The organism is Pandoraea oxalativorans, from assembly GCF_000972785.3.
Classification (GTDB): domain Bacteria; phylum Pseudomonadota; class Gammaproteobacteria; order Burkholderiales; family Burkholderiaceae; genus Pandoraea; species Pandoraea oxalativorans.
The window spans coordinates 3,531,166-3,545,815 of record NZ_CP011253.3 but is presented as its reverse complement, the minus strand read 5'-3'; the positions used below and the strand labels follow the sequence as shown (position 1 = coordinate 3,545,815).

The following is a 14,650-nucleotide window of genomic DNA, read 5'->3' as shown; positions in this document are numbered from 1 at the left end:
AGGGGCGGGAAGGTGCGAATCGCTCAGCAGCGAATTGCAAAAAATTCAGTGCCGACGCACGCGAAGAAGACAGGAATCCGAATGTCCACGCGCATTTACCGGGGCGCGGGTGGTTTGTCCTACAGCGCGAATTTGAGGATTGTCGCGCCGCAGGCAGACGCGCCTTGTCAGCGCTGCGGTCGCCGGATTTTCCCGCTTTTGGGGCACGGTGCTTGCGCGTTGCACGAGGTCGTTCAAATGAAAACGGCTAAAGACACTCGTGAAAATTACGCGGAACAAAGCCAACTTAGTATTGCGCCCGAAGTGGGTCAGACCACGGAAACTCGTTCGGAGTTCAATCTAACCGTCGGCATTTCGCAAAGTCATCCCGAAGTCCTTCCGGATACGCGGCGCGAATGTTGCACAGGTTCAATCGGAACCACAATGACGAAATGAGAAAACGACACTCATTAGCGTGGACATGCACGGGACTGTTGCTCGCGTGGATGTTCCTGATGGCGGGCACAGCCACGCCTCAGACGAACGCGGGAGCGACGCCGTTACCCATCCCGGCGTCGGGACGCGTAAAGATCAACCTCGGGGCCACGCCCTGGAAATTCCTCGGCGACACGGAACCGGACGGCGTCTCGCAAGCCGGTTTCGACGACTCCGGCTGGAAGAGCGTCGGCATTCCGCACTCGATGAACGAGGACAACATGTTCTCGAACACGCAGAGCGGCGGCGATGTGCCGCATGGCCGCGGCTGGTATCGCAAACACTTCAAGCTCGACAAGTCCTACGTCGGTCGCAAGATCGTCGTGGAATTCGAAGGCGCGCACATGGGGGCGCAGGTCTACGTGAACGGCACACCGGTCAAGGGGAGTAGCGTGCGTAGCCCGAACGCCACACACGTGGTGGGCTTCCTGCCGTTCGCCATCGACATCACCAATATGGTGAAAGCCGACGGCGTGACCGATAACGTGATCGCCGTGCGCGTTGCCGCCAACGGCGACTGGTTCGAAGATCCGGACTTCTCGGGCGCGTTCCGCTTCGGTCAGGGCGACACGGGCATTTTCCGTCCCGTGTACCTGTACATCACTGATCCGGTTCACATCCCGCTGAATGACTATCCCGTCATGCAGACGTGGGGGACGCACGTCTCCACCGTGAGCATCGACAGCCCGGCTGTCGACGGTTCGGGCACGGCCGCCTCGGCGAACATCCAGATCGAGACGAACGTGCTCAACGAGTCGGGCACGGCGCAGACCGCACAGGTCGCCACGCAGATCGTCGACGCGACGGGCCGGATCGTGCAACAGGCGAAGGACGACGTGGTCCTGCCGCCGAATGCCGGTCCGGGCTACCACCCGACGCTCGTGCGGCAGAACCTGACGGTCGATCACCCGACGCTCTGGTACCCGAACAACGTGCCGCGCGGTCGTCCTTACATGTACCGTGTGTTCCACATGGTCAGCGTGGGCGGTGTGGTGGTCGACGCGACCGAAAGCCCGTTGGGTATCCGCACGATCACCTGGGACGCCAACTTCCCGAGCATCAACGGTTACGCCACACACCTCTGGGGCGCATCGGGCCGCTACGACTATCCGGGTCTCGGCACGGCCGTGCCGGAGGAGCAGCAGTGGCGCGATCTGCGCCTGCTCGCCGATGCGGGCGGCAATCTGTATCGCCCGGGGCACTCGTCGTCGAGCACCGAATTCCTCAACGCGGCCGACGCGCTGGGGATTTTCGTCGTGCAACCGAGCGGCGATGGGGAGAACGGCTTTAACGATTGCTATCAGCTCTCCGCACCGACGACGGACTGTCCGCAGAACAAGATCGACAAGTACGCGCTCAAGCTTGAGCTGCATCGCGACATGATCGTGCGCGACCGTAACAACCCGTCCGTGCTGGCGTGGGAGGCGAACAACGGCATCATGGACACGGCGTTCGCGCCGCTGCTCGCCGCGATTGGCCGTCAGTGGGACCCGGTCAATACGCGCGCGCAGGCCGACCGTACGCCGAAGGACGTCAACGGCGACATTCTGAGCTGTTCGCGTCAGGGTTGCGAAGTGGGCGTGAAGAACCAGTTCCCGAACAAGCCGGCATGGTCGGCCGAGTATTGGGGCCGTGGCGAGTTCCGTGCGAACTACGACTACGAAATGGATCAGGTCGCGTCGTTCATGAACGATTGGCGCAATGGCGTGCTGGCCAACACGTTCGGCATCGCGCATTGGTACCTGGCCGATACGCCGGGGGAAGACAGCTTCTACTGGAGCGGCACGACTTACGACCCGAAGCTCAACCCGACGGGCCCGTACGTTCGCTCGCTGGGCGATTCGATGGCCGACGGCAACCGTTTTCCGCGTTTGCTGTACTACGCGTATCAGTCCGCGTGGACACCGTTCGCGATCAAGCCGGTGGTGCACCTCGCCAACACCTGGAACCGCAAGGGACCGGTGCGCGTGAACGTGTTCAGCAACTGCCCGGCCGTGCGCCTCGTGGTCAACGGCGTGGTGCAGGGCGGCGACGTAAAGCCGAACACCCTCTCGACGTCGACCGACAACTCGCTCGGCACGACCACGGGCCTCGTGGGTCAGGCGCATTGGGACGACGTGCAGTGGGCCCCGGGCCGGGTTCAGGCGCTGTGCGTGGACGGTTTCGGCGCGCAAGTCATGGCGAACGGCAAGCCGGTGATCGACGAGCGGGTGACGGCCGGTACCCCCGACCACATCGTGCTGTCGGTGGTGCCGGAAGTCATTCGCCCGAGCGGTCAGTCGTTCCAGGTCACGGCCAACGGTTCCGACGCCGTGTTCGTGACGGCACAGGTCGTCGATGCCAATGGTGTCGTCGTGCCGGACGCCACGAACCTCATCACGTTCGCGGTCGACAACACGGCCGTGGCCAACTATCGCGGCGGCTGGAATCACATCGTCACGATGGACAAGCCGCAGGGCTATCACTCGCCGGGCGACCATGAACTCGCCGCCGAAGGCGGTCTGACCCGTATTGCAATTCGCAGCACCTTCCAGACGGGGCATGTGACGGTCAGCGCGACGTCGCCGGGTCTGGGCAGCGGTTCGGCGTCGTACGATGTGCAGCCGGCGGTGGTCGTGCCGGTGCAGGCCGCGACCTCCGCGCCGCAAATCGTGGTGCAACCGGCCAGCCAGCAGGTCAGCGTGGGGCAGCCCGCTCACTTCGACGTGACGGTCTCGGGCGCCGCGCCGATGCAGTTCCAATGGCAGCGCGATCACCAGGACATCCCGGGCGCGACGGGTAGCAGCCTCGATACGGCGGCGGCCACGGGCGACGACAACGGCCATGTCTTCGGCGTGCGGGTTCGCAACGGCGTAGGCACGATCACGTCCAACGACGCCGTACTGTCGGTGATTCCGGCGCTCGCCGTGAGCATCGATACCCCGCCGGTCGCACAAACCGTGTTCGTCGGTCAGACGGCCACGTTCAGTGTGGCGGTCAAGGGCTCGCCGGTGATTGAGTATCAATGGTTCCGTAACGACGTCGCCATCGACGGCGCGAAGTCCGCGACGTACACCACGCCCGTGACGACGGCCGACGACGATGGCGCGCTGTTCAAGGTCACCGTCAAGAACCCGCTCGCTCAGGTGACGTCGACGCCGGTGACCCTCAAGGTCAACGCGGCGACGGTGCCGACCATCACGACGCCGCCAGCCAACACGGTGGCGATGCTCAACGAGAGTGCCACCTTTACGGTTGTGGCCGACGGCTCCAAGCCGCTGCACTACCAGTGGAATGGTCCGTCGGGCACGGTCGGAAGCGATGCCCCGGCGTTCACGATCGACGCCGTCACGCCGAAGGATCTGGGCAGGTACACGGTGACGGTCTCGAACGCCTCGGGCAAGTCGGTGACGAGCGATCCGGCCACGCTGAGTCAGGCGGCCCCGGGGGTGAACCTGGCGCAGGGCAGGTACGCCTTCGCCAGCAGCTATCAGGACCCGCAGGGCATGCCCGCCGGCAATGTGACCGACGGCAACGTCAGCACGCGCTGGAGTTCGGATCAGAAGGACGGCAACAACGCATCGATCACGGTGGACCTCGGTGCGCCGATGCCGGTCAACCGCATGATCCTGCGTTGGGAGAACGCTTACGCCAGTTCGTATCGCATCGAAGTGTCGAACGACAACGTTCAGTACACGAAGGCCTACGAGTCGCCCGCCGGTTTCGCCGGTGGCGTGGACGACTTCACGTTCCCGACGGTCACCGCGCGCTATGTCCGCGTGGTCGGCCAGACGCGTGCGACCGCGTACGGTTACTCGCTGTACGAGATCGAGGTCTACAACGTCCCCAACTGTAACGACGGCGTGCTCTTCACGAACGAGCGTTACACGGTGCTGAACCCGGGCGAAGCGCAGGACAAGTCGAGCACGCTGGTCTGGAACCGCAAGCAGTATGCGACCACGGACCCGAACCACCAGTTCACCCAACTGGCGGCAGCCGACTACTGCGCAGCGCAGGGCAAGCGTCTGCCGACGCGCGAGGAAGCCCTTTCCATCGCCGCCAACAACAGCGCAGTGTGCGCCTTCCCGGAGAAGTGGACGACGTGGACGTCGACGCTGCTCGCGACCGACTCGCGTCAGGCCTACCTGATCACGTCGGCGGGCGAAGACCGTCAGGGTCTGGTCGATAACGCCCCGGGCTGGGTGCTGTGTGTGGCCGGTACGGCGCAAGTTACGCCGCCCACGGTAACGGTGCAGCCGGGCGACGTAAGCGTCACGCAGGGCAAGTCGGCGCACTTCAGCCTCGGCATCAACGGCTCGGCGCCGCTCACGTTCAAGTGGTATCGCGTGGCGAAGGCGGAAGAGACGTCGGATACGTTGCTCTACACGTCGTCGACCCCGGTCTACGACACGCCGGCCGTCAAGCTCGAAGACAGCGGCACGCAGTATTACGTGGTGGTCAGTAACGCCGCGAACAGCGTCACGAGCCAGAAGTTCAAGCTCACGGTGACGCCGCCCCAGCAGGATCCGGGCAACGGCAACAACCCGCAGGTGCCGCCGCCGGTGATCGTCACGCCGCCGGTGAGCCAGTCGGCCGCCATCGGCAAGACGGCCACGTTTACGGTCAGCGCGACCGGCAACGGCACGCTGTCGTATCAGTGGTATCGCGACGGTGCGCAGATCGCCGGTGCGGGCGCTGCGAGCTACACCACGCCCGCCGTCAAGCTCGAAGACAACGGTGCGCAGTTCACCGTGCTCGTGAGCGCAGGCGGGGCAAGCAAGCTGAGCGACGGCGCAGCGCTCAATGTCGTGGATGGCGTGCCGTCCAACGACACGAACCTCGCGCTGGGCAAGACGGTGACGTCCACGCCGGTCGAAAACCCGGGCTTCGGCGCGGCAATCCACGTGAACGATGGCGACATCGCCACGCGCTGGTCGTCGTTGTTCGTCGACAACCCGGATGCCGACCGCGCGAGCATCACGATCGACCTGGGCAAGTCGCAGGCCGTCAATCTGGTGCGCCTGAAGTGGGAAACTGCGTATGGCAAGCAGTACCTGATTCAGGTCTCGGATACCGGCAACGATGGTGACTGGAAGACGGTCTACACCCAGAACACGGGCCGTGGCGGTACGGAGAACCTGTCGTTCCAGACGGTCGCCGCACGCTATGTCCGCATGCAGGGTGTCAAGCGTCAGACGCAGTACGGCTTCTCGCTGTTCGAGTTCGAGGTCTACGGCCCGAAGCTGAGTTTCGATCAGCAACCGCAGCCGCAATCCGTGCAGGTGGGCCAGTCGGCGCACTTCACAGTGTCGGTGATCGGCGCGTCGAACCTGTCGTACACATGGTTCCGTAACGGCCAGCAGGTGGCGGTGACGGCTAGCCCCTCGTACGACACGCCCGCCACGACGATGGACGACAATGGCGCGCAGTACGGCGTGGTCGCGGATGACGGCAATTCGAACATCACCAGCACGCCTGCCTTGCTGACGGTGACCCCGGCCCCGACCGGCGGCAACAACGGTAACGGCAACACGGGCAACCCGCCGCAAGGCGGGAATGGTGGCAGCGGTGGTGACGGCAACAACGGCGCCACGCCCGTAAACCTCGCCCTTGGCAAGCTCGCGCTGGCCAGTGGCGTGGAGAATCCGCAGGGCACCCCGGCGTCCAACGCACTCGACGGCAACGTCGATTCGCGCTGGTCCTCGGACTTCAACGACAACGCGTGGTTTGCCGTCGATCTGGGGGCCCCCACCCAGATCTCGGAGGTGCAGTTGCGTTGGGAACGTGCGTACGGGGCTGCGTACGAGATTCAGGTTTCGGACGACGGCAACACGTGGCGCAAGGTCGGCGGCCAGTCCGCCGGTCAGGGCGGCACGGAGCAGGTGTCGTTCGCACCGGTCACCACGCGCTTCGTGCGCATGACCGGCATTCAGCGTTCGTCGCCGTACGGTTACTCGCTGTACGAGTTCGAGGTGTATGGACCCGCAGGCGGTACTGTCCCTGTGACGAACCCGGCCACCGACAACTCCGGTAATAGCAGCAACGGCAACCTCGCGAAGGGCAAGCCCGCCTTTGCGAGCGGCGCCGAAAGCGACGGCACGCCCGCCCGCTTCGCAGTGGACGGCAACCCGGCCACGCGCTGGTCGTCGGACTTCAACGACAACGCGTGGCTCGCCGTCGATCTGGGTACCTCGGTGCCGGTGTCGAAGGTGGTGCTGAACTGGGAGCGTGCTTACGGTGCGGCTTACGAGATTCAGGTGTCGAACGACAACCGGAACTGGACGCGTGTGGCTTCGCAGCCCAACGGCCAGGGCGGCGTCGAAACCGTCACGTTTGCCACGACGTCGGCGCGCTACGTGCGCATGGCGGGCATCAAACGCTCGTCGCAGTACGGTTACTCGCTGTTCGAGTTCGAAGTGTACGGCCCCACGGACGGCAGCACCCCGCCGCCGCCGCCGTTGCCCGTCATCAGTGGTCAGCCGACCAGTGTCACGGTGCAGCAGGGACAACCGGCGCACTTCGCGGTCGCACTCGCCAACCCGGACGGGATGACGTACCAGTGGCGTCGCGGCGGCACCCCGATTCCGGGGGCGAACGCTTCGACGTACGACACGCAACCGACGACGGCCGCCGACAACGGCGCGACGTTTACGGTCGACGTGAGCAATTCGGCCGGTAACACGGTCACGTCGTCGGCGGCCACGCTGACGGTGACGCCGCCGCCGGTCACCGGCAACCCGCCGGACGACGGCACCATCCCGAACTATCCGATCTATCCGAACCAGCTCGGCGTCGAACTGCGTAACAACACGAACGGCGCTTATACGGACGATCAGATTTTCGTGGCGGTGATTGCGCACGACCCGGCAAAGGACGGCCAGTTCGTCTACGTGAAGCCGGACGGCACCACGGTGCTGATGTCGGACGCGGACAACGACGGCCCCGGCCACCTGACGAAGAACGGGCAGAACTACGCCAACTACTTCTTCACGCTGGCGCAGGCAAAGCAGTTGAAGTTCCCGAAGCTCTTCGGCGCCCGCGCCTACGTGGGGCTGGGGTCGCCGCTGTACATCAAGGTCAATCGGGACGTGAACGGTCAGGTCGGCTTCGCCGGTCCGGACGTGCGCAACCCGACCGACCCGAACATCAACGTCTACTTCGACTGGTATGAGTTCACCTACGGCGACAACGGCCTGTGGCTGAACAACACGCAGGTCGATCAGTTCGGCTTCCCGCTCACTGAAGACGTGTACGGTAGCAACCGCACGACGCACGTGCGATCGGGCATCACCGAGTCGCGTGCGTCGATCTTCGCGGCGTATCAGAAGGAAGTGCCGTCGGCGTTCCTGCCAGCCAACCCGTCTCAGTACCGCATCATGGCGCCGAGCAAGGGTGGGTTCGACGAGGGACAACCGAACGGCAAGTACTTCGACGCGTACATCGACAGCATGTGGGAGTACTACCGCACGCACTCGCTGACGCTGCTGATGTGGGGTAACGCACGCAAGTTTGTCGGACAGACGGTGGGTGACCAGCTCGTGTTCACGGAAGTGGATCAGGGCAACGGAGCCTTCGTCGGCGGCAAGTACTACGTGAATCACCCGAACACGCAGGACATGCTCGAAGCGAAGGGACCGCTGGCCTCCGGAAATGCGACGGAACTGGCCATCGAGGCGCAGGTGGCGGCGGCGCTCAACCGCCACATCATGGAAGACGACACGCAGTGGGCAGCACCGTCGTCGGTGGAGCGGCCCCATGAAACACCGGACACAGCGACCCACTTACAATAACGGGTAGGCATAAGACTGTGTTTTTGACTAACACCAAGCAGGAAGTGATGGAAGTGTTGACGGGCCCAGAGCGCCGGCGTCGCTGGACGGCGGAGCAGAAACTGTCGATGGTTCGCGAGAGTTTCGAACCGGGAAAATCGGTTTCAATGGTCGCGCGCCATTACGGCGTGAACCCGAACCAGCTATTCCACTGGCGCAAGCTGTACCAGGACGGTAGCCTGTCAGCGGTCAAGGCTGGCGAAGAAGTGGTTCCGGCATCGGAGTTGGCTGATGCGCTCAAGCAGATTCGCGAGCTGCAACGGATGCTCGGCAAAAAAACAATGGAGAACGAGATTCTCCGGGAAGCAGTTGAATACAGCCGAGCAAAAAAATGGATAGCGCACTCGCCCTTGCTGCCGGAGGACGGCCAGTGAAACTGGTCTGTGAAGTTCTCGGCGTGTCGCGCTCGAACGTATCGGCACGACTGTCGCGTCCGGCGACGTGGCGCGATGGCCGGCAATCAAGGCCGACCGACGACGAAACTGTAGTCGAGGAAATCCGCCGTGTCGTCGGCGATTTGCCCAGCTATGGCTACCGGCGGGTTTGGGGCACGTTGCGCAACGAGCGCGTTGCAGTTGGACTGGCGCCGTTCAATGCCAAGCGCATTTATCGCATCATGCGAACGCATGGGCTGCTGACGCAGCGCCGACCGATTGCGCCGCGAGCCCACCGTCGACATGATGGCAAAGTGGCCGTCGCGCGCAGCAATCAGCGATGGTGCTCGGACGGCTTCGAGTTCCGCTGCGACAACGGCGAGCCGCTGCGTGTGACGTTTGCGCTGGATTGCTGCGACCGAGAAGCGATGAGCTGGGCGGCGACGACAGCAGGCCACAGCGGCGACATTGTGCGCGACGTGATGCTGGCCGCAGTGGAAAATCGGTTCGGCAACGAGGTGCATACGCCGTCCGAAATCGAGTGGCTGAGCGACAATGGTTCGGGCTATACGGCTGACGATACGCGCCGGTTTGCGATGAACATCGGACTAAAGCCATTGACCACGCCCGTGTGCAGTCCGCAAAGTAACGGCATGGCCGAGAGCTTCGTGAAAACGATGAAGCGCGACTACGTCGCCTTCATGCCGAAGCCGGATGCTGCAACCGCTGCTCACAATCTGGCCATTGCATTTGAGCATTACAACGAGAAGCACCCCCATAGCGCGCTGAAATACCGCTCGCCTCGCGAGTTCCGGCGCTCGATGGATTCAGCAACCTTAGTGTGATGGTGTGTCCGGTTTTACAGGGTCAACTCCAGTCGGCCTGGTACGCCAAGGGCCCATACAACGCTTACGCGAAGTTCTGGCACGACCACAGCATCGACCGCAAGGCTTACGGCTTCTCGTACGACGACGTCGCGGACCAGAGTTCCACCCTGGTTTCACCGACGCCTGAGCACGTCGTTCTGGGAATCGGCTTCTGACGACTTGAGGTTGTGTCGCGAAATGACGACGGGATGCGCAGTTTCGGCATCCCGTCGTTTTTTCATGACACGCCCGCGGACCGCATGATTTGGTCATCCAGATGTCGATGAGATGTATTGAGGCCCGTATTGAGACGGATTTGCAGAGATTTTTATGCTTTCGCGATATCGACGTGTGAATAATGCGAATCTTTCGGCCCGTCGCCGTAGTGGTGAGTGAACATGATGCAGTTCGAGCACGATTCGGGGTTTGCGCGGCTGCTGCTCCCCATGCTGCCGAAGCTGTGGACGTTCGCGTTGCGGCTCACCGGCGACCGTCACGACGCCGAAGACCTCGTGCAGCGCGCCTGTGTGCGCGCACTGGAGCGTGCCGACGCCCAGTTGCGCCCCGATAGTGCACCGCTGAACTGGCTCTATTCCATCGTCCATTCCCTGTGGCTCAACGAACTGCGGGCGCGTAACGTGCGCAATCGCGGCGGTGTCGCGTGGGACGACGCATTGCTCGAGAACATTGCCGATTCCGTGTCGGGATTGCCGGACGAGCATGTCGGGCACCGCCAGATCGTCGATGCCGTCGAGCGTCTGCCCGCGCCGCAACGCGTGGCGCTGCTGCTGGTCGCCGTCGAAGGCTTCAGCTATCGCGAAGCGGCGCAGATTCTGGACGTACCGGTTGCCACTGTCATGGGTCGCTTGTCGGCTGCACGTCAGCGGCTGGGCGTGCAGTTCGACGTGACGCCGCGTCGTCGCGGCACTGCCGCCATTGGCGAAACGCCGACTTGAGGGTGACGACCCGATGGTGATCTCCGATCAGATTCTTCTCTCCTATGTGGACGGCAGCCTGACCGAGGAGGCTGCGTCCAAGGTCGAAGCTGCGATCGCGACTTCGCCGGACATCGCCGCGCGCGTGGAGGCGTTGTACGCGTCCGATCTGCCGTTCCAGGACGCATACGAGGCCTGTTTCACTGCGCCAGTCCCGCCGGAACTGGTGTCGACGGTGCGCACGCTGGTGCGCGGACGCACGACGCTGGATGTGCCGTCGCATGTCGCCAGCGCCAACGATGCGCGCTTTATGAGGACTGGGCGCAATGGGCGTGACGGGCGGGCAGGGCGACGAGTGCATGTTCGCAGTCCGGGCACGGTTCCGCGCCGCAGTTTGCTCGATCGCGAGTTCGATGAGTCGACGTCGTTCGACAGTCAGCGCCCACGCGTCATCTGGTGGCAGATCGGTGGGTTTGCAGCGGGCGCGACCGCGTTCGCCGTGCTGGTTGCCAGTGCCGGTGCGCGCTTTCTGACCGAAGGCTCTGCGCCGACGCCCATGCCCCAGATGCCCATCTCGCGCGCCATGTCCGTCGCGGGCAATCTGGACGTCGACAGCGTGGCGGTGTCGCCGCCTGAGGCCGCCAACGCGTGGCACGGTTCGTACGAGCCGTGGGTGCGCGCTTTTGTTTCGTATCAATCGCTCTTTGCCAGAGCGACCCTCGATCCGCTCGACGACGAAGCGGCCGAGGCCATCGCCACGGTGCGCGCCATCCGCCACCGCGACGACATTCCACTGGTCGTGCCCGATCTGCGCCGCGCCGGGATGGAGTTCAAGCGCTTGCAGCGCTTGCAGTTCGACGGCCGTGCCGTCGTTCAGATGGCTTATCTGCCCCGCGAAGGGCCGCCCGTGGCAATCTACGTCGTGAAGGACACGCGTCTGGCGCACGGCCCCTCCGCACAGACCATTCCCCCCATGGATACGGTGACCTGGCGCCGCGACGGGCAAATGTTCGCGCTGGTTTCCCAGGCCGGGTCGAGCGATCTGCTGCCGATTGCCCGCGCGCTCGCCAACGACGTCGTGCCGGTGCTTTACGACGGCGGCACCACGCCGCCGGGGCTGCAAGCCAACGGGGTCTTGCAGCCGTTCACCGACGCGATGGCGGACGCCCCCCTTTCAAAGACTTATGAATCTCGCTGATTTTTCGTCCCCTGCATTTTTCTTCGATAACCCTTATCCCATCTAACCCCGACCGGTTCGATATCCGGCGCGAGAACCACGGCCGGTTGATCTCGTTCAGTGCGGGCATCCACCACTGTCTCGGCGCACGGCTCGCGACGGCGACGCTGCAAATCGCGCTCGACAAGCTGCTCAGCAGCTTCCCGAACCTGACGATCACCGGTCTGGACGACCTGCGCTGGCACCGCCGTCATAGCCTGCGCGGCGTGGCGTCGTTGATGGCGGATTACTGAAGACGGACGCACTGGCCGCGACCGCTCTACGGTCTCGGTCCGGTCGTCAAAAGCGAAGCGGCCCGTCACCTCACTCCGGTGATGGGCCGCTTTGTCCTGTGATGCCGGTTCGGACGCGGTTACGGGTCGATGTGCGAAGGTGCGTCCGTGTCGTACACGGCGTAGAGCTTGGTGTAGCCCTTCGATTCGAACACGCCCGTCCAGCCCTTGGGCAGGGTGACCGCTTCGCCTGGACCGGCTTCCACGACCGTGCCGTCGCTTGAGGTGAACTTCGCGCCGCCGCTCAGGAACACCAGCAGCTCGGTGTAGGGATAGCCGGGGGCCGAGCGGATCTCTTCGCGTACGGGGCCGGACTTGAACACACCGGTCTGGAACGCCTTGTCGGGCGAGGTGAAAGTGGTGACGTCGACGGTGTCGTTGCCGTCTTCGTTTTCATGCACGGCATCGTCGCGCTCGAAGACCGGGCCAGCCAGTTCCTGCTTGTTCACCTTGACGGGGTGGAGCGCTGCGGCGTTTGCGTCACCGGCATAAATCGCGAAATACAGCGCAAACATCATCAGCGCGACGGCGGCCTTGCGTGCCGTTCCATGGGTCCTGCGTTGCAGCATATCGTTGTCTCTGTTGTCGTTATCGATTTTCGTCTGCCCTGAATGGCGCGTGCGCTGCCGGACGTCGGGCGTCCGCCAGCGGGCCGGGCGAGAGCTTATCAATCGCGAGAGACTTCAGGCAAGGACTGTGTGAGCGAGGCGACGCCTGTGGCGCGCGTACTACGGACCGGGCTTCGCGAGCGCTGAGGGCGTGCGCCAAGGCAGTAGCCGCCACCGTACACGGCGCGCAGCACCAGACCGTGTTCGCCGCGCAGGCCAAGCCGGTTACGCAGGAGATAGACATGCTGCTCGATGCTGCGCGCCGCCGAGGCTTCGTCGCTGCGCCAGATCAGAGAGGCGATGCGCGCGCGGCTCACCCGCATGTCCGGGGCCGAGAAGAGCAGCCACGCCAGCGCGAACTCTCGGGCCGTCAGTTCGACGTCGATGCCGCCGACCGACACCGTGTCGCGGCCACGGTCGAGCCGATAGGCCCCGACTTCGAGCAGGTCGTCGCTGCGTGCCGCGTTGGCCGACGCACGCCGGTGCAGCGTGGTCGCCAGACGCGTCTGCAACTCGGCCACGTCCACGGGGAAGGGCAGCACGTCGTCGCACCCGGCGCGGAACGACAGGTCGAGCATCCACGACGGCGTGCCGAAGCCGATGACCAGCGCGCCGACGCTGCGCGTGCCGCGGCGGCGGGCGAGAACGCCCTGCAAGTCGAGAGGGCCGAGTGCGGCATCGACGAGTGCCGCCGTGTAGGGAATGCGTGAGGCGGCCACAAGATACTGGGCGGCGTCGTCAAAGCGCTGGCAGTCGCCGTCGGCGCTGAGGCGTTGGCGAATGGCCTCGAAGAGCCCGATGTCTGACGTAAGAACTGCAAACTTCACTTCATGCTCCTGTGCCGAACTCGAATTCGTTGTTTCATGCATCTGGCGCGCCCGAGCGCAAAATTGTCGGGAATCGCGTTGTCATGCTTAAAACACTTCAGTCCGGCAAAAGAAACTTGAGGAATTTGCATCGGCCTGTTGAGGGCTTGCTGCATCGAGACGCAATGCGTGCGGATGCTAGTTGACGTAAACGGAAAGTCCTAAAGTCGACGCCCAACGTTGGGGCAATGCGCTTCGATTTGGGGCGGGGCGATCTCCGCCGCCATGTGCCATTGGTACATCGGGCGCAAGTGGGCTCAGGCGCGCTCAGATGGGCTCAGTCGGCCAGCAGTTCGACCATGCGCTGCTTCGTGTAGTCGACGAACGCCTGTGCGAGCCTTGAGGGCGGATGCTGCGTGGAGGTGACCAGCGAGAAGCCGGACATGACGACCGGCTCGAACGGTTTGACCAGCACCCGACCGGCCGCATAGCGGGCCGTGACCTGGTCGATGATCGCCACCCCAGCGCCATGCTGAACTAGCACGCATATCGCTGCCGACAGCTGGGATTCTGCGCTCATCACCCGGTCGATCTGCCGCTCTGCGAAGAGCCGGTCGATATACATCCGGTTATCGAATTCCTTCGGATAGGAAATGAACGACTCGTCGCGCAGGTCTTCGGGGCGGATCACGTCGCGGTCCGCAAGGCGATGACCTAGCGGCAGGATGCAGCGCATGGGCGCGCGGTGCAGCGTCTCGACATTGACGCCCGCGTGCGTGAGCGGGTGCGCGATGAATCCGACATCGCAACGTCGCCCGACCACCATATCCACCACGATGCTCGACGCATGAATCAGCAGCGTCGTGCTCACGCCGGGATGCTCGCGCATGAAGCCCGTCAGCGTGGTGGGCAAGAACTCCAGCGCCAGCGCAGGTGCGCCTGCGATGTGCAGCGAGCCGCGTCGCAGCGATTTGATCTGCTCGGCAGTCTGCGCGATGCGGTCGATGCCCGCAAACGAGCGCTCCACTTCCTCGAACAGCACCATCGCCTCGGGGGTGGGGTTCAGGCGGCCGTTGCTCCGGTCGAATAAGGAAAACCCTACGTCGGCTTCCAGATCGTTGATCAGACGCGTGACGGCGGGTTGCGAGATGTGGAGCATGTCCGCCGCGCGGGTGACCGTCTGACGCAGGATCAGCGCGCGAAATGCCTCCAACTGCCGGATCTTCATCGAAGCTTGTCTCCGCTACCCCATAACATTTACGTATGGCTG

The 14,650-nt window shown here is 63.9% G+C and carries 10 protein-coding genes; 7 read left to right on the top strand and 3 right to left on the bottom strand.

Annotated features, from left to right (window positions below):
- Window positions 1-81: 81 nt before the first annotated feature.
- The 7 genes from MB84_RS29940 (at window position 82) to MB84_RS15580 (ending at window position 11,927) form a co-directional block, all read left to right on the top strand.
- Window positions 82-435 carry a hypothetical protein gene (locus tag MB84_RS29940; RefSeq protein ID WP_169835018.1) on the top strand — a complete coding sequence of 118 codons (354 nt, stop codon included), beginning with the start codon at window positions 82-84 and terminating at the stop codon, window positions 433-435.
- Window positions 432-8,243: a discoidin domain-containing protein gene (locus tag MB84_RS15610; RefSeq protein ID WP_169835017.1), complete on the top strand. Its 7,812-nt coding sequence runs from the start codon at window positions 432-434 to the stop codon at window positions 8,241-8,243. The genes MB84_RS29940 and MB84_RS15610 overlap by 4 nt, the downstream gene beginning before the upstream one ends.
- Window positions 8,244-8,290: 47 nt before the next feature.
- Window positions 8,291-9,501, top strand: a protein-coding gene (locus MB84_RS15600; RefSeq protein ID WP_157122856.1) for an IS3 family transposase whose coding sequence is annotated in 2 segments (ribosomal slippage) — window positions 8,291-8,606 and window positions 8,606-9,501 — 1,212 coding nt in all. Because the reading frame shifts where the segments join, the coding sequence is not laid out codon by codon here.
- Entirely contained in the window at window positions 9,501-9,698 is a 198-nt protein-coding gene (locus MB84_RS15595; protein ID WP_046292432.1) for a beta-1,3-glucanase family protein, read from the top strand. The genes MB84_RS15600 and MB84_RS15595 overlap by 1 nt, the downstream gene beginning before the upstream one ends.
- Before the next feature lie 222 nt (window positions 9,699-9,920).
- Window positions 9,921-10,478: an RNA polymerase sigma factor gene (locus MB84_RS15590; protein ID WP_245725383.1), complete on the top strand. Its 558-nt coding sequence runs from the start codon at window positions 9,921-9,923 to the stop codon at window positions 10,476-10,478.
- 13 nt (window positions 10,479-10,491) lie between these two features.
- Entirely contained in the window at window positions 10,492-11,655 is a 1,164-nt protein-coding gene (locus MB84_RS15585; protein ID WP_052653435.1) for an anti-sigma factor family protein, read from the top strand.
- 86 nt (window positions 11,656-11,741) lie between these two features.
- Window positions 11,742-11,927 carry a cytochrome P450 gene (locus MB84_RS15580; protein WP_046292431.1) on the top strand — a complete coding sequence of 62 codons (186 nt, stop codon included), beginning with the start codon at window positions 11,742-11,744 and terminating at the stop codon, window positions 11,925-11,927.
- Window positions 11,928-12,046: 119 nt separating this feature from the next.
- On the opposite strand, the gene MB84_RS15575 is transcribed toward MB84_RS15580, so the two are convergent.
- From MB84_RS15575 to MB84_RS15565, 3 genes are all read right to left on the bottom strand, one after another.
- Window positions 12,047-12,535, bottom strand: coding sequence for a cupin domain-containing protein (locus MB84_RS15575; RefSeq protein ID WP_052653433.1), 489 nt, complete (start codon window positions 12,533-12,535; stop codon window positions 12,047-12,049).
- Between the two features lie 98 nt (window positions 12,536-12,633).
- Window positions 12,634-13,401, bottom strand: a complete 768-nt coding sequence (locus MB84_RS15570; protein ID WP_169835016.1) for a response regulator transcription factor — start codon at window positions 13,399-13,401, stop codon at window positions 12,634-12,636.
- A 316-nt stretch (window positions 13,402-13,717) separates the two neighbouring features.
- Entirely contained in the window at window positions 13,718-14,608 is an 891-nt protein-coding gene (locus MB84_RS15565) for a LysR substrate-binding domain-containing protein (protein WP_046292430.1), read from the bottom strand.
- Between the last annotated feature and the right edge of the window lie 42 nt (window positions 14,609-14,650).

Bases quoted from the DNA above. Each gene is read 5' to 3' on its own strand.
- MB84_RS15585 (WP_052653435.1), top strand. From the start codon at position 10,492: ATGGTGATCTCCGATCAGATTCTTCTCTCCTATGTGGACGGCAGCCTG.
- MB84_RS15590 (WP_245725383.1), top strand. From the start codon at position 9,921: ATGATGCAGTTCGAGCACGATTCGGGGTTTGCGCGGCTGCTGCTCCCC.
- MB84_RS15575 (WP_052653433.1), bottom strand. From the start codon at position 12,535: ATGCTGCAACGCAGGACCCATGGAACGGCACGCAAGGCCGCCGTCGCG.
- MB84_RS15565 (WP_046292430.1), bottom strand. From the start codon at position 14,608: ATGAAGATCCGGCAGTTGGAGGCATTTCGCGCGCTGATCCTGCGTCAG.
- MB84_RS15610 (WP_169835017.1), top strand. From the start codon at position 432: ATGAGAAAACGACACTCATTAGCGTGGACATGCACGGGACTGTTGCTC.
- MB84_RS15595 (WP_046292432.1), top strand. From the start codon at position 9,501: ATGGTGTGTCCGGTTTTACAGGGTCAACTCCAGTCGGCCTGGTACGCC.
- MB84_RS29940 (WP_169835018.1), top strand. From the start codon at position 82: ATGTCCACGCGCATTTACCGGGGCGCGGGTGGTTTGTCCTACAGCGCG.